We start from the raw sequence: 20,298 nt of genomic DNA, 5'->3' as shown, positions 1-20,298 counted from the left end.
ACGGGGGCTTTTTGTTGGATAAAGCAAAATCAAAAGATCTTTAGCTCTTCATGCCAATCCGCTTCCCCTGCCTCCCGGCAATCCCGCTCGCCTGCCCATCCTGTTGCTTGCCGGTGCGCGCCTGGGTGATCAGCCCCGGAATCAACACGCCTTCAGGTAGGTTTTTCCAGAACCTAGTCGGCAGATGCCCTTGCATGACCTTCGGGTTCAGCCGCGCCGGGTTGAAGATGTGGCTGTAGTAGGTCAGCCACATATCACCGTGAGGGTCGTCGACGTTTTGCGCCAGTTGTTGCCATTCCACCGGACAGCGACGTTCATGGATCAAGTGTTCGCCATCGTAATAAACGCCGTCGCGTGGCGTGGCGATCAACCAGCGATGGCGGCCCATGCGACCGACAAAGTGCTCGCTGGCACTGTGCAGGATGTCGTGGGCCGGTTCATGCCACGCGACGTATTGCGGGCCTTCAGTCTGGGGCCGCTCGACGAACCGCACAAACGCATGCAAATGGTGGGCTTCGCGTTGCACTTGCTTGATCCGCCGTTGCAGTTCACTGCCAAGCCTGTCGCCGGCCAGCATCGCCGTTCGGTCGCCATGGCTGACCCGCCACAACACTTCATAGAGCAGACTCCAGCGCTGATCGCCACGGTAGCGGGCGGCGCTCTCGAGAATGCCTAGCAACGCCAACGGGATCCGCGCCTGAAACGGGCCATTGCCCTCGGGAGGCGCGTCATCGCTGGCGAATAGATCAGTGACGCCCTCCGTCACCCAACTGACCAGGCTAGGGTCAACTTCATGACTGAGCAGCCACCGCGCCTGTTGCCGCCAGGTGTCGAACAGATCGTCGCAATCCAGGCTGATCATCCCCACAACCCCATCTGCTGCGGTTGCGGCCGGTCGCGCAGTTGTTGATACAACAAATGGCTGGTGACTTCCGCCTGCTGCGGGTGGTAATCACTGGTGATAAAAAACGGCTTGGCCTTGGCCAGCACGCAACGCATGCGCGCCAGGTCTTCATAACGAATGCGCCGCTGTTGGCGCAGTTGCACCAGGCGTTCGGTGGTGCGCAGGCCAATCCCCGGAATCCGCGCGATCAACGAAGCCTCAGCGCGATTGAGGTCCAGCGGAAACACGTTGCGATTCTCCAGCGCCCAGGCCAGTTTCGGGTCGATGTCCAGGGCCAGATCCCCCGGTCCCTTGAACAACTCGCCGGCGGTGAAGCCATAGCTGCGCAGCAGAAAATCGGCCTGGTACAAACGGTGTTCGCGCATCAGCGGCGGCGCCGCCAACGGCACACTTTTCGGGCTATTGGGGATCGGGCTGAACGCCGAGTAATAGACCCGCCGCAGGCGATAGTTGCCATACAGCGCCTGAGCACTGTGCAGGATGGTGCTGTCGTCGGTGTCATCGGCGCCGACGATCATTTGCGTGCTCTGCCCGGCCGGGGCGAATTTCGGGGCCCGAGGCTCATTAAGCACGGTTTGCTCGCCGGTGTAGATGGTCTGCATCGCCTGTTTGATCGAGCCCAGCTGCTTTTCCGGGGCCAGGGTTTGCAGGCTGAGATCGGTGGGTAGTTCGATGTTGACGCTCAACCGGTCGGCATAGCGCCCCGCTTCCACGATCAGCGCCGGATCGGCTTCGGGAATGGTCTTGAGGTGGATGTAGCCGCGGAACTCATGCTCTTCGCGCAACAGCTTGGCCACGCGGATCAGTTGCTCCATGGTGTAGTCGGCCGAACGAATGATTCCCGAACTGAGAAACAAGCCGCTGACGCAATTGCGTCGATAAAAATCCAGAGTCAGCGTCACCACTTCTTCCGGGGTGAACCGCGCCCGCGGCACATCGCTGGAACGGCGATTGACGCAATACTGGCAGTCGTAGAGACAGAAATTGGTCAGGAGAATCTTCAGCAACGATACGCAACGCCCGTCCGGCGTATAGCTATGGCAGATGCCCATGCCATCGGTGGAACCCAGCCCGCTCTTGCCTTCGGAGCTGCGCTTGGGCGCGCCGCTGCTGGCGCAGGACGCGTCATACTTGGCGGCGTCGGCGAGAATGCTGAGCTTGTCGATGATTTCCATGAGGCACGCCTTATACTGTTTGAATATACAGTATAGCTTCGACCTTCGACGCACAACCCACCGACGCGCCCCTCGTCGGATCAGATGAAATCGGCGCCCGTCCCGATTTCTCACTAAACTTGCCGCGTGCAGCCGCCATCGACTGAAGTGGAAAAACCATGGGCAAATTCTGGCGAAAGTATCTGGCCTTGCTGGACACCGACTTCACCACGCAGGTGTTCGATAACATCAAGAACCTGCTGGTCTGCGCGTTATTGTTCGCGGCGGGTACCAATGCGTTGCACAGCGAGCACCATCCGTACATGGGGCTGCTCACCTCGGACGTGGCGGGCTGGGCGCTGATTGCAGTGTCTGCGCTGCTGATGTTGCTCAGCGTCAGCGACGGTCTGCGGCGCTTGTCGCGACTGCCCTATCACACGGCATTCCAGGTGATTTTGTTTTTGATCTACCTGGTGCTGGCGGTGCGGGTGGTGGAGTACGTCTGGGACTTTCGGGCGTAGGAAAGATCGGCCGGCAACACCAGATCAAACCGCGCGCCCATCTCCTTGCGCCCCGCCGCCGTCAATGCCAACGCCCGACTGTCCAGGTCCTGGGTCACCCATTTGCGCTTGATCGCCACCTGCAGCAACGCCGCTCCCAACGAACCGCCCAGATGCGGCCGGCGCATGCTCCAGTCCAGGCACGGGCACGCGAAGCGACGACGCATCGTGCTCAAATCCTTGGCCTCGATCCCCAACCCTTCGAACAACGCCTCGCCACTCTCGCTCAGTTGATAAACCTGCTCATCCGTCTCCAGCAACCACCCCGCCTCGATCATCCGGTCATGCAGCAACACCGCGAGGGTGCCGGCCATGTGGTCATAGCAGGTGCGGGCGAATTGCAGGCGATCCGGGGTGCGCGGGTTGAAGGTCGGTGCGGCGTTCTGGCCGATCACCATCAAGGCTTCCAGCGCCTGGGCCACGCGCTTGTCCGCAAGGCTGTAATACCGATGGCGGCCCTGGACGTGCAAGCGCACCAGCGCCGACTCCTTGAGCTTGGCCAAGTGCGCACTGGCGGTGGACGCGCTGACCTCGGCAATCGCCGCCAGCTCGGTGCTGGTGCGGGCGTGGCCGTCCATCAACGAACAGAGGATCTTCGTCCGGGCCGGTTCCGCAATCGCGGCGGCGACCTGAGAGACGCCGATGTCGTGCTGTTCAACGTGCATATTTCGCTCCCGGACGAATCAAGCCCCTTGTGAGTTGGAGATAGTAGCAACACTTTCCCCACCCCGAACAAGGCTGCGACCCATGGACCCGATCATCGCTGCGACTCATGCCGATCCTTATCCCTATTACGCGCAACTGCGGGCCGAGGGTGGATTGGTTTTTCATCAAGGATTGAATCTGTGGGTGGCCAGCAGTGCCACTGCCGTGGCGGCGGTGCTGGCGCATCCGGATTGTCATGTGCGCCCGTTGAGTGAGCCAGTGCCCAGGACGATTGTTGAAGGTCTGGCCGGCGAAGTGTTCAGTCGGTTGATGCGGATGAACGAGGGCGAACGGCAGCGCTGTCCCCGGTCGGCCATTGAGCCGGGCCTAGGGTTGATCGATCCGCGTGAAGTACAAACATTGGTCAGCGCGCGGTTGATCACCCCGGACGCCCAGGGTATGGCGAAAGCCATGTTCCGCGGCCCGGTGTGCGTGGTGGCGGCGTTGCTGGGGTTCTCCCCTGCTCAAGCGCGGGTGGTCAGCGAGTTGACGGCGGACTTTGTGGCTTGCCTGTCGCCATTGAGCAATCAGGCGCAACTCGACGCCGCTCATGCTACGGCGGAACAGCTGCGAGGTTATTTCATCGAGTTGCTGGATGATTCAGGCAGTCCGCTATTGAATGGCATCACGCAGCGGTTCGCGTCTTCAGATAAGGAGCTGCTGATCGCCAACCTGATCGGGCTGTGCTCGCAGACGTTTGAAGCCACGGCCGGATTGATTGGCAATGCGCTGGTGGCTTTGATTCGCGATCCCCTGTTGCCAGGTGACGTTGATTCGTTTTTGGCCGAAGTCCAACGTTTCGATCCATCGGTGCAGAACACCCGTCGCTTCGTCGCTGCTCCTTGCGTAATCGACGGCATCAGCCTGAACCCCGGCGACACCCTCCTGGTGCTGCTGGCCTCGGCCAATCGCGATCCGCAACTCAACGAGCAGCCCGATACTTTCCTCGTCGACCGCCCGAATCGTCGCAGTCTCACCTTCGGCGCGGGCCGCCACCAATGCCCGGGCCAGACGCTGGCCTTGAGCATCGCCAGCGCCACATTGAGGCAGATATTGGCAATGAAACCTGCGCTGGACCGCTTGACTTGGCACTACCGCCCTTCCCTGAACGGTCGGATTCCGCTGTTCAGCGAGGCATAGCCTGCGATCTTTTGATCTTAATTCCCCTAAACAATAAAAAACCCGCCAACTCATTTAACAGAGTTGGCGGGCTTGTCATTTCACGGCCAATCAATCATCCCGCGTCAACACTTCCAGCAATTCAATCTCGAAAATCAAATTCGAATTCGGCGTAATCGCGCCCATCGTCCGTTCGCCATATGCAAGGTGCGCCGGCACCAAGAGCTTGCGCTTCCCACCAACCTGCATGCCCATGATCCCCTGGTCCCAGCCTTTAATAACCCGCCCCGTGCCAATCACGCACTGAAAAGGTTTGCCACGGCTGTAGGAAGAATCGAACTCGGTGCCGTCTTCCAGCCATCCGCGGTATTGGGTGGTGATCAGCGCGCCTTTGACCGCTGCTTTGCCGTCGCCCAGTTCAAGGTCGATTACCTGAAGCTCATCATTCATTACATGCACTCGTCTGTTCACTCCCTCAAAGGGGCTTCATGGCCGCCGTTTTCCCAGAATTACGGGCAATTGGCAACTGTTCGGCGCGGTTTAGCTCTATTTCCGAGCGTAAGCGTGAACTAAGATAAACAGCATCACCCCCACGGTTAAACACCCCGATGATGGCTATTCCTGAATGAGTGTCCTCTGGATCAGCGCTGCCATCGGCTCAGTGATGCTTGCCGTGCTGATTGTGCTGGCCTGCCGCCAGTCTGTCCTGCAACGGCAGTTGACTGAATGCCGCGCGCTGATCGCCAGCCTGTCCACGGGGCAAAATATTCATCTGGACGGTGACGCCGAACGTTTCAAACGCAGCCAGTATTTCGCGCGCATCGGCACCTGGGACTGGGACGTGGACACCGACAAGCTGTATTGGTCAGACGCGATCTACGGCATGTTCGGGTTCAAGACCGGTGAAGTCACGCCCTCCTACGCCTTGTTCTGTTCCTGCGTGCACCCGGACGACCGGGCCAAGGTCCGCGCCGGCGAGTTGCGTTGCCTGGAAACCGGCGAAAACCATGATGAGGAATACCGCGTGGTCTGGCCCGACGGCACCATCCGCTGGCTGCGCGAGACCGGCAACGTGGTAAAGAACGACCACGACACCACGATCAAAATGATGGGCGTAGTCCGTGACATCACCGAAGAAAAAGCCTCCGCCAGCTACCTGCAACACCTGGCCCATTACGACCCGCTGACCGGCCTGCCCAATCGCCTGGTGCTTGAAGAACGCCTGTCTGAAGCACTGGAACAAGCGCGCATCAGCGCGACACGGGTGGCGCTGGTGTTTGTCGACCTCAATGGTTTCAAGGCGATCAACGACCATTACGGTCATGCCGCCGGCGACCGCGTGTTGGTCACCACCGCCACGCGGCTCAAACGAATCCTGCGCTCCACCGACACCGTCGCCCGGATTGGCGGCGATGAATTCGTGGTGATCCTCCAGGGCCTGCCGCCCGGCATCAACCTTCAGGACGAAGCGCGCAGCATCTGCCAGAACATCTTCGTCGAACTCTCACCGCCAGTGACCATTGGCAATGACCAGCGACATATCGGCACCAGCCTGGGCGTCGCGGTGTTCCCGGACCATGCGCCGAGCATGGACCGGTTGATTCACATTGCAGATTTGGCGATGTATGAGGCCAAGCGCAGTGGGAATAATCAGTATCGGTTGGGGATCCAGGCGTTGAGTCCTAGTTAGTGACGGACGAACTAACGCTCCACCGGCGTGACATCCACAATCGTCCCGCTGGTAATCAATACCATCATGTACTTGTCATTGATCTGCACCCACTGCGCGTCGGACGCCGGCGCCTTCAGGCCTTTGGCCTTCCAGTTCTTCACGGCTTTTTCGCTGCGTTGATACACCTCCGGCGCACGGTCGCCTTTCACCAGGCTGCGGGCGTTGATGGCGCCGGGCTGGACGGTTTTCTGTGCCGTTTCGGCGGCCTGGACGACAGGACTGATAGCGGTAATACCGGCGACAAGGGCGAGGCTGGCGATAAGGGTTTTGCTGTTCATCGGTGAACCTCTTGGGATGTCGTGGTTACTGAGTTCCGACTGCGCTCATGGCGAATCATTCCTTACTGTAGCGATGATTCTGCGACTGACTGTACTGGAGGTGTCGCGCCGGGTCGGCGTAGGCTGCGAAAAAACCAGCGGGATTCGCCATGCACATCGCCATTCTGACCTTCGATGGTTTCAACGAACTGGACTCCCTGATCGCCTACGGCATGCTCAGCCGGATTTCGCTGTTGGGGGATCGGGACTGGCGGGTGAGTATCGCCTCGCCAACACCGCGGGTGACGTCGATGAACGGTTTGACCATCGATGCGCACATCGATCTGCAGCAAGCCTGCGCAGCCGATGCGGTGTTGATCGGCAGTGGCCGCAAGACCCGCGAAGTGGCCGACACCCCGGAGATCATGGCGCAGTTGCAATTCGACCCGGCGCGGCAACTGCTCGGAGCGCAATGCTCCGGCACGTTCCTGCTGGCCAGGCTCGGGTTGCTCGGCGATGCCCCGGCCTGCACCGACGCGACCAGCAAGCCCTGGGTGCAAGCGGCCGGGGTCAATGTGGTCAATCAAGCGTTCTACGCCAATGGCAACATCGCCACGGCCGGTGGCTGCTTGGCGGCGCAATACTTGTCGGCGTGGTTTCTGGCCCGGCTCAAAGGCACGGAAGCCGCGCGGGAAGTGCTGCACAATTTCGCGCCAGTGGGCGAGAAAGACGACTATGTCGCGCGGGCGTTTGCGCACATCGAAGCGAGCCTGTAGCGGCATAATCCGCCATGTATTGATCCACTTCGCACATCAATACATGCCAACTATGCAATTAACATATCGATGCCTCTGCTCCACTATCCGCCCCAATAAGAACCGTGCGCCGCCCCCACGCAGCGCACGTCATAAAAGCGGTGGAGTACAGATCAATGACAGCCTCAATCCCTTCCGGGCGCTCCCGGGCCAGTGCGATTTTCCGGGTCACCTCGGGTAACTTCCTGGAACAGTTCGACTTCTTCCTTTTCGGCTTTTACGCCACGCAGATTGCCGCCGTGTTCTTCCCGGCCAGCAGCGAATTCGCCTCCCTGATGATGACCTTCGCGGTGTTCGGCGCCGGGTTCCTGATGCGCCCGCTCGGCGCCGTGGTGCTGGGTGCGTACATCGATGATGTGGGCCGGCGCAAAGGCTTGATCGTGACGTTGTCGATCATGGCCAGCGGTACGATCCTGATTGTGCTGGTGCCCGGCTACGAGACCATCGGGCTGTTCGCCCCCGCCATTGTGTTGATTGGCCGCTTGCTGCAAGGCTTCTCGGCCGGCGCGGAGATGGGCGGTGTCTCGGTGTACCTCTCGGAGATCGCCACGCCAGGCAACAAGGGCTTTTTCACCAGTTGGCAGTCGGCCAGCCAGCAAGTGGCGATCATCGTCGCGGCAGCGCTGGGCTATGGGCTGAACCAATTGATGGCGCCGACGATGATTGCCGATTGGGGCTGGCGGATTCCGTTCTTCGTCGGCTGCATGATCGTGCCGTTCATTTTCTTCCTGCGCCGCAACCTCGAAGAAACCGCCGAGTTCGCTGCGCGCAAACACCGCCCGAGCATGGGCGAGGTGTTCCGTACCTTGGCGCAGAACTGGGGGATCGTGCTCGGCGGGATGATGATGGTCGCCCTGACCACCACCGCGTTTTACCTGATCACCGTGTACGCCCCGACCTTCGGCAAAACCGTGCTGCACCTGAGCACGTCCGATGCGCTGCTCGTCACGCTGCTGGTCGGTGTTTCGAACTTTTTCTGGCTGCCGATTGGCGGTGCCCTGTCCGACCGCATCGGCCGGCGTCCGGTGCTGATCGCCATGGCGCTGCTGACCCTGGCGACGGCCTATCCGGCGCTGACCTATCTGGTGAACGCGCCAAGTTTCCTCAACATGCTGCTGGTGTTGCTGTGGCTGTCGTTCATTTATGGCCTGTACAACGGCGCGATGATCGCCGCGCTCACCGAAATCATGCCGGTGGAAGTGCGGGTGGCCGGGTTCTCCCTGGCGTACAGCCTGGCGACGGCGGTGTTTGGTGGGTTCACTCCAGCGATGTCGACCTTGCTGATCCAATACACCGGCGACAAGGCTGCCCCCGGTTACTGGATGAGTTTTGCCGCGCTGTGTGCCCTGTGCGCGACCTTGTTTCTCTATCGCCGCTCCACCGGCCGCCTGCAACCGGCCGTGTCCTGACCCACCTTTGACTGCGAGACTTATTCGATGAAAAAGCTGTTCAACTACGCCGCTCTGCTGCTCATCGCGGGTCTGAGCACCATTGCCCAGGCCGAAGAGCTCCACGTGATGACCTCCGGCGGCTTTACCGCGGCTTACAAAATCCTCGGCCCGGAATTCGCCAAGTCCACCGGCAACACCCTCGACACCGCCCTCGGTCCCTCGATGGGCAAGGCGCCGGAAGCGATCCCCAATCGCCTGGCGCGCGGTGAACACGCCGACGTGGTGATCATGGTCGGCTACGCACTGGACGAGCTGATCAAACAAGGCAAAGTCGACCCCGCTTCACGGGTGGAACTGGCGGATTCGCGGATCGGCCTGGTGGTGCGCGAAGGCGCGGCGAAACCTGATATCAGCTCGGTGGAAGGTTTGAAAAAAACCCTGCTCGATGCCCAATCGGTGGCCTACTCCGACAGCGCCAGCGGTGTGTACATCGAGGAGCAGTTGTTCAAGAAACTCGGCATCGAAGACCAGCTCAAGCCAAAGTCGAAGATGATCCCGAAAATCCCGGTGGGCTCGGTGATTGCCACTGGCGATTATCAGTTGGGCTTTCAGCAGGTCAGCGAACTGTTGCCGGTGCCAGGGGTGAGTTTTGTGGCGAAGATTCCCGAGTCGGTGCAATCGGTGACGCGTTTTGCCGCCGGCATTCCGGTGGGCGCGCAACACCCGGCGCAAGCCAAGGCGTTGCTCGATTACCTGGCCTCCCCGGCCGTGCAGCCGCAGGTGCAAGCCACCGGGCTGGACTCGGTCACCCGCTGATCGGCTGGATTTTCATTTCCACCACCAGCCGTTCCAGTTCCAGGGCAGCCGGGGTCAAGGTGCGACCCCGGCGCTTGATCAGCCCGACACTGCGCATCACCTGCGGATCGGTCAGCGGCACCCGCGTCAGAATCGGGTGATCTTGCGCCGGCATCGCCATCATCGGCACCGCCGCCACGCCCAGCCCCGCCTCCACCAGCCCGATCATCGTCGTGACGTGACGGGTTTCGCAGATACTTGGCCGCTGCGGCACCACGCCGGCCAGCGCCTGATCCAGCAAAAAACGGTTGCCCGAGGTCTTGTCGAGCGAGATGTAGTCCTGCCGGTAAAACTCGTCCCACGTCACGCTGCTGCGCCCGGCCAACGGATGATCGCGGCGACAGGCCACCACATAACCTTCTTGCACCAAGGGTTCGAAATCGACCTCGGCCTCCAGCGTGCCCATGAAACTCAAACCGAAATCCGCCTCGCCGTTGACCACCGCGCTGAGCACATCGTGGGCGCTGGAGTCGAGGACCTTGACCTTGATCCGTGGAAATTGCCGGTGGTAGTGGGCAATCACCCGCGGCATGAAGTAGTACGCCGCCGACGGCACACACGCGACGGTGACGTGGCCGAGCCGGGTCGAGGAGACTTCGCTGATGCCGAGCAGCGCCACGTCCAGGTCGTCCAGCAACCGCTCGACGCTGGGAATGAAGCCGCGCCCGGCCTGGGTCAGGCTGACCTTGCGAGTGGTGCGTTCGAACAGCTTCACACCGAGGGCATCTTCAAGTTTTTCGATGCGCCGGCTCAGGGCCGGCTGGGAAATGCGCACGGTGTCGGCGGCCTTGCGAAAACTGCCCTGCTCGACCACGGCGCGAAAGGCTTGCAGGTCGTTGAGGTCGAAATTGATGGCCATGGTGCGCACTCGCGGGACGGGCAGATTGATCAGCTTATCCTATGAATGTAACCAATTGATGCGAATTGTAACAAGTGTACCGCTACGCTTTGCTGACGCATCCGGTTACAGCCTTTATCCTTGGCCCCCTACGCCGTACCGAGTCTTTGGAGTTTTGCCATGCCCCATGAAGGCAACCTGTTACAAGCCGCTGTCGTGTTTCTGTTCGCGGCGGTGCTCACCGTGCCTTTGGCCAAGCGTCTGCAATTGGGCGCGGTGCTGGGCTATCTGTTTGCCGGGGTAATCATCGGGCCGTCGGTGCTGGGCTTGATCGGCAATCCGCAAAGCGTCAGCCACATCTCGGAACTGGGGGTGGTGTTGCTGCTGTTTATCATCGGCCTGGAACTGTCGCCGCGTCGTTTGTGGGTGATGCGCAAATCGGTGTTCGGCGTCGGTCTCGCGCAGGTATTGCTGACCGGATCGGTGATTGGCGTGCTGGCGTTGTTCGTGTTCGGCCAGTCGCTGAATAGCGCGATTGTGCTGGGCCTGGGTCTGGCGTTGTCGTCCACCGCGTTTGGCCTGCAAAGCCTGGCCGAGCGCAAGGAACTGACCAGCCCTCACGGGCGGTTGGCGTTCGCGATTCTGCTGTTCCAGGACATCGCCGCGATCCCGTTGATTGCCATGGTGCCGCTGCTGGCCGGCGGTGATCACACCACCAGTGCCGCCGAGGATTTGAATCACGGCTTGCGGGTGCTGGGCAGTATTGCGGTGGTGGTGATCGGCGGCCGCTATCTGCTGCGGCCAGTGTTCCGGGTGGTGGCCAAGACCGGTCTGCCGGAAGTCTCCACCGCCACGGCGTTGCTGGTGGTGATCGGTACTGCGTGGTTGATGGACCTGGTGGGCGTGTCCATGGCGTTGGGCGCATTCCTCGCCGGGTTGCTGCTGGCGGACTCTGAATATCGCCATGAACTGGAAGCGCAGATCGAGCCGTTCAAGGGTTTGTTGCTGGGGCTGTTCTTCATCAGTGTCGGCATGGGCGCCAACCTGAGTCTGCTGCTGAGCGCGCCGATCACCGTGTTGGGGCTGACCCTGCTGCTGATCGCCATCAAGCTGCCGCTGCTGTTTGTCGTCGGGCGCCTGGCCGGTGGCTTGGGCAAGGTCAGTGCGATTCGCCTCGGTATCGTTTTGGCGGCTGGTGGTGAATTTGCGTTCGTGGTGTTCAAGATCGGTCGCGACCAGGGCTTGTTCGAGCCGCGCCTGTACGACTTGCTGGTGCTGACGATTACCTTGTCCATGGCGGTAACGCCGCTGTTGTTGCTGCTGTGCGCGCGGCTGTACTCGCCAAAAGTGCAGCCGGTGGTGGTGCCGGAGAAATTCCGCGAAATCGACACCGACGCCCCGCGCGTGGTGATCGCCGGCATGGGCCGCATGGGTCAGATCGTCGCGCGGATCCTGCGGGCGCAGAACATCAAGTTCGTGGCGTTGGACACGTCGGTGGAAACCATCGAACTGTCCCGCAGCTTTGGCGGCGTGCCGGTGTTCTATGGCGACCCGATGCGCCCGGAAATCCTCAGTGCGGCCAAGGTCGAGCAGGCGGAATACTTTGTCATCGCCACCGACGACCCGGACACCAACATCAAGACTGCCGAGCTGGTGCACAAGCTCTACCCGCACATGAAAATCATCGCCCGGGCGCGTAACCGTCAGCACGTGCACCGCTTGGTCGACCTTGGCGCCGAAGCGATTCGGGAAACCTACTACTCCAGCCTGGAAATGAGCCGGCGTACGCTGGTTGGCCTCGGGTTGACCCAAGCGCAGGCCGATGCGCGGATCAAACGCTTCAAGCATCACGATGAACAGGTGCTGGAAGCGCAGCATGCGATTTACGACGATGCGGCGAAGGTCTTGCAGACAGCACAGGAAGCGCGGGCAGAGTTGGCCAAGTTGTTTGAATCGGATCAATTGGAGGAGCAGGCATCGGGTAAAGCCTGATCGTAACCTGATCGCCTGATCGTTCCCACGCTCTGCGTGGGAATGCAGCCCGGGACGCTCCGCGTCCCTTTCGAGAGCTGGAACGCGGAGCGTCCCTTGAGGCATTCCCACGCAGAGCGTGGGAACGATCATCGGCAGGCGTCAGGCCATTTCCAACGCCTGCAGCTCAACCCCGGCCTTCACCTCGAACCGATCCGCCAAAAACGGCGTGATGTCCAGCGGCAAAGGTTCATTGTTGACCAGCCTATCCAGCAACACCCCGGTAATCGCCGACGTCAGAATCCCGGTCCGGAAATGCCCGCAGGCGTTGAGATACCCTTCCACGCCTTGCATCGGCCCAAGAATCGGCAACTCATCCGGCGAGCCCGGACGCAAACCGGCCCAGGTGCGCTTGAGGTTGACGTCGGCCAGTTCCGGAATACAACGCACCGCGCCTTGCACCAGCCCGGCGATTTCCGGGTAGGTGGTGGTGACGTCGAAACCTTTGTCCTCGGTGGTGCTGCCGATCAGGATCTCGCCGTTGTCCTTCTGCGCGACATAGCAATCGCTGGTGGTCAGGCAACCGCGCAGGATCTTCGGCATGCGTTCGGTCAGCAGGATCTGGCCTTTCACCGGGTTCACCGGAATGCGAATGCCGGTGGCCTGCTCGCTCAAGTCCGCCGCCCAGGCACCGGCCGCGTTGATCAGGGTGTCGCAATGAAACACCCCAGCCTCGGCGGTTTGTACACCGGTGACCCGCGAACCATGGTGCAACACCCCGGTGACGTTGGTGTTGAAGTACATATCGACGCCATTCTGCCGCGCGCCTTCGGTGTAGGCATCGGCCAGACGGAACGGGCTGACCTGGTGATCGCAAAGAAACTCCAGCGCGCCCCTCGCCTCGTGGCTGACGGCCGGCTCCGCTTCACGCAGTGCAGCCTGGTCGAGCCAGCGCACTTGATCCGCCAAGTGCGGGATGCAGGCGACGATATGCTCGGCGTAGAGCCGGTCTTCATCGTCGTAGATCACGAACTTCAGCCCGGTTTTCTCGAACTTGAAATCCATCCCGTGATTGTCCTGCAATTCCTTGTGCAGCGCCGGGTACAGGGCGTTGGACTGCAAGGCGAAATCGAAGAACGACTGCGGCAGGATGTGCGGGGTGCTGGAGTCGACCACCACCGCCGAACCCTGGGCTTCACGCTTGCGGTTGGCCGACATCATGCGGAAAAAAATCACCCCGCAACCCAGGCCCACCGACTCGCCGATGGCCCACAAGCCGCCGGCCGAGGCGCGGGTCGCGTTGCCCGGACGCTTGGCGTCGATCAGCGCGACTTTGAGGTTTTTGCGTTTGGACAATTGATAGGCGCATGACGCCCCGATCACGCCACCACCGGCGATGACCACGTCATAGAACTTACTCATTGTTGGCGGCCTCCGTGGCGGCGTTGTGAAAGGCTGAGAACGGAATCGGATCGATGGGGAAGCGCGGGCGCAACCAGCCCACGTCCTGGCGCCCGGTGGCTTCACGCAGGCGGTCGCTGCAATAGCCGACGCACATCCGCCCCTGGCAATCGCCCATGCTGACGCGGGTGCGCATTTTCAGGCTGGCCATGTCTTGCACGCCCTGCGCCAGCGCTCGGTCGATGTCGGCGCGGGTCGCGTGTTCGCAGCGGCAGATCACGGTATCAGCAGCGGGCAATGCGGTCTGCCCGGCGCCGCGTTCGGTGTAGCGGTCAACCGCGGCGCGAAAACGCACGATCGACTTGAGTTTCGACAGGAAGCGATCACGCCGCACCAGCGCCAGTTCAGTGTCCAGTACGCCCCGTTGCTGCAGGATCGACAGCGCTGCGATCCGCCCGGCCAGCATCGCCGCTTCGCCGCCGCGAATCCCGCCCATGTCCCCGGCCAGGTGCACGTGCGGCTCATTGCTTTGCTGCCAGATATTGGCGCTGGCCCGCAGGTAGCCGTCATCGCTGAAGCCGTGGTTCAGGCCCATTTGCTGACTGAGTTGAGTGCGCGGGATAAAGCCGTAACCGACGGCGAGGGTCTGGGCGGCGATCTGTTCGGCGCGGCTCAGGTCCGGCACCCAAGTGCTGGAATACGGCGCCACGGTGACCGATTTCAACTCGGCATCGCCCTGGGCCTCGACCACGCCCCAGCCGTAATACATCGGGATGCCGTGCAATTTGAGGAACGCCAGCATGCTCAAGCCATCGAGGAACAACTGCGGTTTGTTCAGCAGCGCCAGGCTTTCCCGGGCGATCTTGCCGAACGCACACGCCTCATAAACCCCGGCGACGGTGACCCCGGACGCGTGCAACTGACACGCCACCAGCGGCAGCAACGGACCGGTGCCGGTAATCACCACCGGCCCCTGAGGCTTGACCACGCCACTCTTGATTTGCAGTTGCAGCCCGCCCAAGAGGATCACACCGGGCAAGGTCCAGCCAGGAAACGGCACGCTACGTTCATGACAACCGGCCGCCAGCAGCAGTTGCGGATAAGCGATTTCGTGCAAGTGTTCGTCGGCATCCAGCACCACCAGCGCACGCGTGCCTTCGGCACCGACCACCCGATGATTGAGGCGCACATCAATCAAGCCCGCGTGTTCCTGGAATTCGCCGTGCAATTTGCCCAGGACTTCGGAATAGCGCGGCCCCAGGTAATCGAGCTGGACGCCATCACGCAGCGGTCCGCGATAAACCACGCCGCCAAGCCGCGAAGCTTCTTCCAGCAGAGTGCTGCGCACGCCATGTCGGGCCAGTTCAATGGCCGCGGCCATGCCCGCCGGCCCGCCGCCGACGATCACCGGATGCAGGTTCATAAAACCTCCTGCTCGGCGATGCGATTGACCTGGGTTTCGACGGTCATGCCGTCACGTACCACGGTCTGGCAGGCGCGGCGCTTGTGCCGGCCATTGATTTTCACCAGGCAGCATTGGCACACGCCCATGCCGCAATAGGCGCCGCTGATTTGATCGTGATCGTTGCGAGCCACCTGGCGCAGGCCAAGGGATTGAATGACCGTGAGGACGGTTTCGCCGATGGCGGCGCTGACCGCTTGGCCGTTGATGTGCAAAGTCATGTCCGCCCGGACCAGCGGCTGGATATCGAAGGTTCTGTCTAAGCGTTGCATTGCAATGTTCTTCCGTGAAAGTTTCAGGTGGGTTCGACAGCTCCATGCTGCACTACACCTTGCCGGCCAACTGATACACACACAACGAGGAGGTCTGCATGGGTACTTCGACAGCGCATCAGCTGCGCACCAAAGCACTGTAGTCGATGCCGCAGCGAGGGCTTGGATCTTTTACGGTAAGCGATATTTCACTTCGAAATATTGATCCACGCCAGTGAAAGCCTCCCCCGCGCCACGCCGTGGGTCAGTTGGAAAACACGTACTGACCCTTGAGTTTTTTCGGACCGAAAAAAGCCAGGTCCGGGAACAGCTTCATCTTCAGGTACAACACGAAATACACCATGCCCAAGGTGATGCCGGCACCGATCAGCGTGGTCAGCCGGTCTTCGGCAAAGTCCTTGAACAGGCGCGACGACTGGCTGAGGGAAAGGACGATATAGACGGTGTAGAACTGCGCCAGGTTCTTGTAGAAACCATAGGCGAACCACAACGGGATGAGCCCGGCGAACAAGGTAATAAACAGCGCCGCCTTCGGCCCGATCATCGATCCCAGGAAAAACCCTGCCACCGCGCCGAGCACTGCCTGGACCACCGTGAGCACAATCAGAATCGTGAGCTTGCGCCGATGCTGCCGGTTGAGCGCCGGGTCCGGGTGCGCGCCGATCCAGTAAGCCAGCACCCGATCCTTGACCGCCCCGCCAGAGAACGTCTTGAACGTCTCGGTCCGCGACCGCCCGGCATCGAGCATGGCCAGCAGTTGCCGTTTGATTTCCTTCTTGTCCAACGTGTTTCTCCTTGATACGACGCAAAAAATGTAGGAGCAAAGCTTGCTCCCACAAACATAGTGCCCCAGAAAGCAAAACGCCGCTTCTACCAGAGGCAGAAGCGGCAGAGGCATGAGCCCCAGAGGGATGTCAGTGCATGAACAGGGCGATCAGGATGATGATCGGGATCGGCACGCCGAGAAAAAACAACAGTAATGAGCGCATGGTGATTCTCCTGGGTTAGCGAACGGGTGGCAGTGTGGTGGTGGTCACGTAGGCATCCGATTCCAGATACACCACGGCATCACGGCGACGACCGCCATAGGTAGCGGCAAGGCTGGCGAAGAACGCACCGGCCAGCAGCGCGATGAACATCCACAACGCGGTCCAGGCAGCGACTTTGGCGGCGGTGTCGGCCGCTTGTTGCGCGGCAAGCTTGGCGTCGGCAATGGCTTTCTGAGTGCGGGCGTAGACTTCATCGACACGACGCTCGGCATCAGCCTGGGTCAGGTTGGTGCGTTGGGCGACCATTTGCGCGAGGTAGGTCCGGTCTTCTGCAGACAGGCCGTTATTGCTCAGGCTGCGCGCAAAGATGCGGGTCACGGTGCCACGGGCGGCATCATCGCTGACGGCGGCGGGACGATCATCGCGGAACAGGCTGTCGACGAAGTAACCGTACTGGTCGCTGTTGGTGTTCGCGGCGGCCGTGCCGGCAGCTGCGGTCATGGCCGTTGCAGCGCCACCGGCGACACTCGCCCCGGCCTGCACACCACCGCTGACAATACTGCTGACCGAGCCGACCACCAGGGTCGCGGTCACCAGCGTCGCCACGCACCAGGCGAGAAAGCCATGGGCGGTGTCACGGAAATAGACTTCATCGCCGTGCATATTCGCCCACTTCACCCGCAGGCGACCGGCAATGTACCCGCCGAGCCCGGAGGCAACGATTTGTGTAACGGCCAGCCAAACAATGGTTGAAATGCCCAGGCCCTTGGCGCTGACGCCCTCGTTGGCCCACGGTGAGACTGCGGAAAAGCCCAGGCCGAAGCCGAGCAATACCAGAATCAGCGACAACGCCGCGGCGGCAGCAGCCCCGGCGAAGATCGCGCCCCAGGACACGCCCGAGAGCGTGCTCGATTCATCTGCGGCAGAATAATAACCCTCAGAAGATCTATTCATTATTGTTCAGCTCCAGGCATGAAAGATGGTGTTACAACTCGTCGAAAGAGGAATTGCAGACACCGTGCCAGTCGTCGACTTTTAATAAATCTTTATCTATCAATGAGTTGAAAATCTGCAAGCGCCTAGGAGCGTGCATTTTGCAATAACGGCTTAATATCAGCGGGTTTTATGCATTGGGCTTTGCGGTGCAAATCAATGCCGCGCGCCCGGTTCCCCACCCAACATGAAAGTTAATTTAATAACCCGCGCGTATTTCTTGGCAAAATGCCCTCATTCTGTAATGAACTGAATAGCAGGCCCGCCCTTATGACCCGCATCTTGACCATCGAAGACGACGCCGTGACCGCCCGGGAGATCGTGGCTGAACTGAGCAGCCACGGCCTGGACGTGGATTGGGTCGACAATGGCCGTGAAGGCCTGGCGCGGGCCGTCAGCGGTGACTACGACTTGATCACCCTCGACCGCATGTTGCCGGAGCTTGATGGCCTGGCGATCGTCACCACGCTGCGGACCATGGGCGTGGCCACGCCGATCCTGATGATCAGCGCCCTCTCCGACGTCGACGAACGGGTGCGGGGCTTGCGCGCCGGTGGCGACGATTACCTGACCAAACCCTTCGCCACCGATGAAATGGCGGCGCGGGTGGAAGTGTTGCTGCGTCGCCAGAGCACCGTCAGCACCCAGGCCACCACGCTGCGGGTAGCGGATCTGGAGCTGAACCTGATCAGCCACGAAGCCAGCCGCGACGGCGAATTGCTGACGCTGCTGCCCACTGAATACAAACTGCTGGAATTCCTGATGCGCAACACCGGGCAGATCCTGTCGCGCATGATGATTTTCGAAGAGGTCTGGGGTTATCACTTCGACCCCGGCACCAACCTGATCGATGTGCACATTGGCCGCTTGCGCAAGAAGATCGACCCGCCCGGCAACGTCCCGTTGATCCGGACTGTGCGAGGCTCGGGGTATGTCATTGCTGAACCCCTCTAAAGGCTGGCGCTCTTCCAGCAGCCGACTGCTGGCGCTCTACAGTTCCCTGTTCGTGGCCTGGAGCGGGATCCTCATGGGGGTCATGTATTACGAGGTCTCCGGCTACCTGGACAACCTGGCCAAACACTCGCTGATGCAGCGCCAGCACCTGTTTTCGCGCTTCCAGGGCGAACAACTGGTGGACGCCCTCGCCGCCAGCATGACGTTCGACATCCGCGGCATCGATGCCTACGGCCTGTTCGACGCCCAGCATCGCTACCTCAGCGGCGCCCTGCGCGATATCCCGGCGAACCTGCCGCTGGACGGCCGCATCCACATGCTCGACAACTGCGCCGAGTCCGACGACCCGACCCTGCCCGCCGACAGCTGCGACGCCGTGGCCACCCCGACCCTCGACGGTCGCTGGCTGGTGCTGGTGCGCGACAACGGTTCGCTGTTCGCCGTGACCCAGATCATCCTCCACGCATTGTTCTGGGGTGTGTCACTGACCATCCTCCCCGGCATCGCCGGTTGGCATCTGTTGCGCCGCCGCCCGCTGCGGCGCATCCGCGCGATCCAGGCCAGCGCCGAAGCCATCGTCGCCGGCGACCTGACCCACCGCCTGCCGCTGTCCAACCGCCGCGACGAACTGGACATGCTCGCCGCCATCGTCAACGCCATGCTCGAACGCATCGAGCGCTTGATGAACGAAGTCAAAGGCGTGTGCGACAACATCGCCCACGACCTGCGTACCCCGCTGACCCGCCTGCGCGCGCAGCTATACCGGATTCAGCAACAGGCCGGCGACGGTTCGCCGCTGGCGGTGCAACTGGATTCGGTGCTGGCTGAGGCGGACACCTTGATGGCGCGGTTTCGTGGGTTATTGCGGATTTCCGAGCTGGAAGATCGGCAGCGCCGTTCAGGGTTTGTGCAGTTAGATCCGATGCCGTTGCTGCGCGAACTGCATGACTTTTATCTGCCCTTGGCGGAAGAAGGCGAACTGGTGTTTCACCTGCAACTGCCAGAGTCGTTACCTTCATTGAATGGCGACCGGGCGTTGTTGTTCGAGGCCATTGCGAACTTGCTGAGCAACTCGATCAAATTCACCCCGCCCGGTGGCGAAGTGATTTTGCGCGGGATCAATCAGGGCGGGCATACGCGGATCGAAGTGCTCGACTCTGGCCCCGGCATCCCGCCGTCGGAACGGGAAGCGGTGTTCCAGCGGTTTTATCGGGCCGAGGGTGGTAATCAGCAGAGTGGGTTTGGTTTGGGATTGTCGATCGTGGCGGCGATTGTCAGCCTGCACGGCTTCACCCTCGACGTTGGTACCAGCGACAGCGGTGGTGCGCGGCTGGCGCTGGATTGTCGGCAGAGCCTGATTCCGCAGACCTGACACACCCGACCTGATCGTTCCCACGCGACCCGTGGGAATGCAGCCCGGGACGCTCCGCGTCCCTTTCCAGCGCTGGAACGCGGAGCGTCCCTTGAGGCATTCCCACGCAGAGCGTGGGAACGATCATGTAGCTGCGGCTTAGGCCGGGTAGTTGGCCCGCAGGGCTTCGAGGCCGCCCTGGTAGATGCCGTTGAACAGCGCTTCGACTTCTTCGTCGGTCACGCCTTTGGCAGTAAACCGACCCGACCAGGTCACCCGAGCGCCCTGCCCTTGTGCTTCTACGCGCAGCGTCGCCAGGTAATCAGTCGCCGGGAACGGTGCCTGTTCAATCGAGTAACTGTAGGTTTTGCCGGCGTTGTCGAACGCTTGCAGACGCTCGATCACCACCGCGCCATCCGCGGTTTGCAGGCTGCGCACGCGCCCGCCTTCACTCAGTTCGCTTTTCACAATGAACGGTAGCCAGTCCGGCAGCGAGTCAAAACCGCCAATCAATTGCCAAACCACATCGGCCGAAGCCGGGATGTCGATAGATGCTGATGCTGTTGCCATAAATA

The 20,298-nt window shown here is 61.1% G+C and carries 21 protein-coding genes; 9 read left to right on the top strand and 12 right to left on the bottom strand.

The window, feature by feature from the left end; all coding sequences use genetic code 11:
- Positions 1–40: 40 nt before the first annotated feature.
- Entirely contained in the window at positions 41–862 is an 822-nt protein-coding gene (locus HKK53_RS01385; protein ID WP_169368973.1) for a TIGR03915 family putative DNA repair protein, read from the bottom strand.
- Positions 859–2,079: a putative DNA modification/repair radical SAM protein gene (locus tag HKK53_RS01380; RefSeq protein WP_169368972.1), complete on the bottom strand. Its 1,221-nt coding sequence runs from the start codon at positions 2,077–2,079 to the stop codon at positions 859–861. The genes HKK53_RS01385 and HKK53_RS01380 overlap by 4 nt, the downstream gene beginning before the upstream one ends.
- A gap of 158 nt (positions 2,080–2,237) precedes the next feature.
- Between HKK53_RS01380 and HKK53_RS01375 the strand changes: the two genes are divergently transcribed.
- Positions 2,238–2,579: a hypothetical protein gene (locus tag HKK53_RS01375; RefSeq protein WP_123408798.1), complete on the top strand. Its 342-nt coding sequence runs from the start codon at positions 2,238–2,240 to the stop codon at positions 2,577–2,579.
- Here HKK53_RS01375 and HKK53_RS01370 read toward each other — a convergent pair.
- Positions 2,525–3,283, bottom strand: coding sequence for an ArsR/SmtB family transcription factor (locus HKK53_RS01370; protein ID WP_169368971.1), 759 nt, complete (start codon positions 3,281–3,283; stop codon positions 2,525–2,527). The genes HKK53_RS01375 and HKK53_RS01370 overlap by 55 nt on opposite strands.
- Positions 3,284–3,365: 82 nt before the next feature.
- On the opposite strand from HKK53_RS01370, the gene HKK53_RS01365 reads away from it, so the two are divergent.
- On the top strand, positions 3,366–4,463 hold the full coding sequence (locus tag HKK53_RS01365) for a cytochrome P450 (protein WP_169368970.1): 1,098 nt from the start codon (positions 3,366–3,368) through the stop codon (positions 4,461–4,463).
- A gap of 90 nt (positions 4,464–4,553) precedes the next feature.
- Here the strand turns inward: HKK53_RS01365 and HKK53_RS01360 are convergent, their stop codons facing one another.
- Complete coding sequence (locus HKK53_RS01360; protein WP_169368969.1) at positions 4,554–4,892, bottom strand: FKBP-type peptidyl-prolyl cis-trans isomerase; 339 nt, start codon at positions 4,890–4,892, stop codon at positions 4,554–4,556.
- A 175-nt stretch (positions 4,893–5,067) separates the two neighbouring features.
- Between HKK53_RS01360 and HKK53_RS01355 the strand changes: the two genes are divergently transcribed.
- Complete coding sequence (locus tag HKK53_RS01355; protein WP_169368968.1) at positions 5,068–6,132, top strand: sensor domain-containing diguanylate cyclase; 1,065 nt, start codon at positions 5,068–5,070, stop codon at positions 6,130–6,132.
- An 11-nt stretch (positions 6,133–6,143) separates the two neighbouring features.
- Here HKK53_RS01355 and HKK53_RS01350 read toward each other — a convergent pair whose 3' ends face one another.
- Positions 6,144–6,452: an RcnB family protein gene (locus tag HKK53_RS01350; protein WP_169368967.1), complete on the bottom strand. Its 309-nt coding sequence runs from the start codon at positions 6,450–6,452 to the stop codon at positions 6,144–6,146.
- A 149-nt stretch (positions 6,453–6,601) separates the two neighbouring features.
- Here HKK53_RS01350 and HKK53_RS01345 point away from each other — a divergent pair, with 149 nt between their 5' ends.
- From HKK53_RS01345 to HKK53_RS01335, 3 genes are all read left to right on the top strand, one after another.
- On the top strand, positions 6,602–7,207 hold the full coding sequence (locus HKK53_RS01345) for a DJ-1/PfpI family protein (RefSeq protein WP_169368966.1): 606 nt from the start codon (positions 6,602–6,604) through the stop codon (positions 7,205–7,207).
- A 155-nt stretch (positions 7,208–7,362) separates the two neighbouring features.
- Complete coding sequence (locus tag HKK53_RS01340) at positions 7,363–8,655, top strand: MFS transporter (protein ID WP_169368965.1); 1,293 nt, start codon at positions 7,363–7,365, stop codon at positions 8,653–8,655.
- Between the two features lie 27 nt (positions 8,656–8,682).
- On the top strand, positions 8,683–9,453 hold the full coding sequence (locus HKK53_RS01335) for a substrate-binding domain-containing protein (protein WP_169368964.1): 771 nt from the start codon (positions 8,683–8,685) through the stop codon (positions 9,451–9,453).
- On the opposite strand, the gene HKK53_RS01330 is transcribed toward HKK53_RS01335, so the two are convergent.
- On the bottom strand, positions 9,443–10,351 hold the full coding sequence (locus HKK53_RS01330; RefSeq protein ID WP_149661354.1) for a LysR family transcriptional regulator: 909 nt from the start codon (positions 10,349–10,351) through the stop codon (positions 9,443–9,445). The two genes, HKK53_RS01335 and HKK53_RS01330, sit on opposite strands and share 11 nt — an antisense overlap.
- Positions 10,352–10,510: 159 nt before the next feature.
- Here HKK53_RS01330 and HKK53_RS01325 point away from each other — a divergent pair, with 159 nt between their 5' ends.
- A complete protein-coding gene (locus HKK53_RS01325; protein WP_169368963.1) occupies positions 10,511–12,322 on the top strand; it encodes a monovalent cation:proton antiporter-2 (CPA2) family protein in 1,812 nt (603 codons plus the stop codon).
- Between the two features lie 141 nt (positions 12,323–12,463).
- Here HKK53_RS01325 and hcnC read toward each other — a convergent pair whose 3' ends face one another.
- From hcnC to HKK53_RS01300, 5 genes are all read right to left on the bottom strand, one after another.
- Positions 12,464–13,723 carry a cyanide-forming glycine dehydrogenase subunit HcnC gene (gene hcnC, locus HKK53_RS01320; RefSeq protein ID WP_169368962.1) on the bottom strand — a complete coding sequence of 420 codons (1,260 nt, stop codon included), beginning with the start codon at positions 13,721–13,723 and terminating at the stop codon, positions 12,464–12,466.
- A complete protein-coding gene (hcnB, locus tag HKK53_RS01315) occupies positions 13,716–15,125 on the bottom strand; it encodes a cyanide-forming glycine dehydrogenase subunit HcnB (protein WP_169368961.1) in 1,410 nt (469 codons plus the stop codon). The genes hcnC and hcnB overlap by 8 nt, the downstream gene beginning before the upstream one ends.
- Positions 15,122–15,436 carry a cyanide-forming glycine dehydrogenase subunit HcnA gene (hcnA, locus tag HKK53_RS01310; RefSeq protein WP_149661350.1) on the bottom strand — a complete coding sequence of 105 codons (315 nt, stop codon included), beginning with the start codon at positions 15,434–15,436 and terminating at the stop codon, positions 15,122–15,124. Before hcnA ends, hcnB begins: the two co-directional genes overlap by 4 nt.
- A gap of 244 nt (positions 15,437–15,680) precedes the next feature.
- Positions 15,681–16,220 carry a hypothetical protein gene (locus tag HKK53_RS01305; protein ID WP_169368960.1) on the bottom strand — a complete coding sequence of 180 codons (540 nt, stop codon included), beginning with the start codon at positions 16,218–16,220 and terminating at the stop codon, positions 15,681–15,683.
- A gap of 220 nt (positions 16,221–16,440) precedes the next feature.
- On the bottom strand, positions 16,441–17,379 hold the full coding sequence (locus HKK53_RS01300; protein WP_169368959.1) for a hypothetical protein: 939 nt from the start codon (positions 17,377–17,379) through the stop codon (positions 16,441–16,443).
- A 309-nt stretch (positions 17,380–17,688) separates the two neighbouring features.
- Between HKK53_RS01300 and HKK53_RS01295 the strand changes: the two genes are divergently transcribed.
- Positions 17,689–18,372: a response regulator transcription factor gene (locus tag HKK53_RS01295; RefSeq protein ID WP_149661347.1), complete on the top strand. Its 684-nt coding sequence runs from the start codon at positions 17,689–17,691 to the stop codon at positions 18,370–18,372.
- Positions 18,350–19,744 carry a sensor histidine kinase gene (locus tag HKK53_RS01290; protein ID WP_169368958.1) on the top strand — a complete coding sequence of 465 codons (1,395 nt, stop codon included), beginning with the start codon at positions 18,350–18,352 and terminating at the stop codon, positions 19,742–19,744. The genes HKK53_RS01295 and HKK53_RS01290 overlap by 23 nt, the downstream gene beginning before the upstream one ends.
- A 138-nt stretch (positions 19,745–19,882) precedes the next feature.
- Here HKK53_RS01290 and HKK53_RS01285 read toward each other — a convergent pair whose 3' ends face one another.
- On the bottom strand, positions 19,883–20,293 hold the full coding sequence (locus tag HKK53_RS01285; RefSeq protein WP_169368957.1) for an SRPBCC family protein: 411 nt from the start codon (positions 20,291–20,293) through the stop codon (positions 19,883–19,885).
- Positions 20,294–20,298: the final 5 nt, after the last annotated feature.

It is taken from the genome of Pseudomonas sp. ADAK7 (genome assembly GCF_012935675.1).
Lineage (GTDB): Bacteria > Pseudomonadota > Gammaproteobacteria > Pseudomonadales > Pseudomonadaceae > Aquipseudomonas.
The sequence above is the reverse complement of the archived record's forward strand: the minus strand, read 5'-3'. Positions and strand labels throughout refer to the sequence as shown.

What these genes read in the sequence shown, in the direction of transcription:
- HKK53_RS01375 (WP_123408798.1), top strand. Translation starts at nt 2,238, where the DNA reads ATGGGCAAATTCTGGCGAAAGTATCTGGCCTTGCTGGACACCGACTTC.
- HKK53_RS01325 (WP_169368963.1), top strand. Translation starts at nt 10,511, where the DNA reads ATGCCCCATGAAGGCAACCTGTTACAAGCCGCTGTCGTGTTTCTGTTC.
- HKK53_RS01335 (WP_169368964.1), top strand. Translation starts at nt 8,683, where the DNA reads ATGAAAAAGCTGTTCAACTACGCCGCTCTGCTGCTCATCGCGGGTCTG.
- HKK53_RS01365 (WP_169368970.1), top strand. Translation starts at nt 3,366, where the DNA reads ATGGACCCGATCATCGCTGCGACTCATGCCGATCCTTATCCCTATTAC.
- HKK53_RS01340 (WP_169368965.1), top strand. Translation starts at nt 7,363, where the DNA reads ATGACAGCCTCAATCCCTTCCGGGCGCTCCCGGGCCAGTGCGATTTTC.
- HKK53_RS01295 (WP_149661347.1), top strand. Translation starts at nt 17,689, where the DNA reads ATGACCCGCATCTTGACCATCGAAGACGACGCCGTGACCGCCCGGGAG.
- HKK53_RS01330 (WP_149661354.1), bottom strand. Translation starts at nt 10,351, where the DNA reads ATGGCCATCAATTTCGACCTCAACGACCTGCAAGCCTTTCGCGCCGTG.
- hcnC (WP_169368962.1), bottom strand. Translation starts at nt 13,723, where the DNA reads ATGAGTAAGTTCTATGACGTGGTCATCGCCGGTGGTGGCGTGATCGGG.
- HKK53_RS01285 (WP_169368957.1), bottom strand. Translation starts at nt 20,293, where the DNA reads ATGGCAACAGCATCAGCATCTATCGACATCCCGGCTTCGGCCGATGTG.
- HKK53_RS01290 (WP_169368958.1), top strand. Translation starts at nt 18,350, where the DNA reads ATGTCATTGCTGAACCCCTCTAAAGGCTGGCGCTCTTCCAGCAGCCGA.
- HKK53_RS01370 (WP_169368971.1), bottom strand. Translation starts at nt 3,283, where the DNA reads ATGCACGTTGAACAGCACGACATCGGCGTCTCTCAGGTCGCCGCCGCG.
- HKK53_RS01355 (WP_169368968.1), top strand. Translation starts at nt 5,068, where the DNA reads ATGAGTGTCCTCTGGATCAGCGCTGCCATCGGCTCAGTGATGCTTGCC.
- HKK53_RS01380 (WP_169368972.1), bottom strand. Translation starts at nt 2,079, where the DNA reads ATGGAAATCATCGACAAGCTCAGCATTCTCGCCGACGCCGCCAAGTAT.
- HKK53_RS01345 (WP_169368966.1), top strand. Translation starts at nt 6,602, where the DNA reads ATGCACATCGCCATTCTGACCTTCGATGGTTTCAACGAACTGGACTCC.
- HKK53_RS01385 (WP_169368973.1), bottom strand. Translation starts at nt 862, where the DNA reads ATGATCAGCCTGGATTGCGACGATCTGTTCGACACCTGGCGGCAACAG.
- hcnA (WP_149661350.1), bottom strand. Translation starts at nt 15,436, where the DNA reads ATGCAACGCTTAGACAGAACCTTCGATATCCAGCCGCTGGTCCGGGCG.
- hcnB (WP_169368961.1), bottom strand. Translation starts at nt 15,125, where the DNA reads ATGAACCTGCATCCGGTGATCGTCGGCGGCGGGCCGGCGGGCATGGCC.
- HKK53_RS01300 (WP_169368959.1), bottom strand. Translation starts at nt 17,379, where the DNA reads ATGAATAGATCTTCTGAGGGTTATTATTCTGCCGCAGATGAATCGAGC.
- HKK53_RS01350 (WP_169368967.1), bottom strand. Translation starts at nt 6,452, where the DNA reads ATGAACAGCAAAACCCTTATCGCCAGCCTCGCCCTTGTCGCCGGTATT.
- HKK53_RS01360 (WP_169368969.1), bottom strand. Translation starts at nt 4,892, where the DNA reads ATGAATGATGAGCTTCAGGTAATCGACCTTGAACTGGGCGACGGCAAA.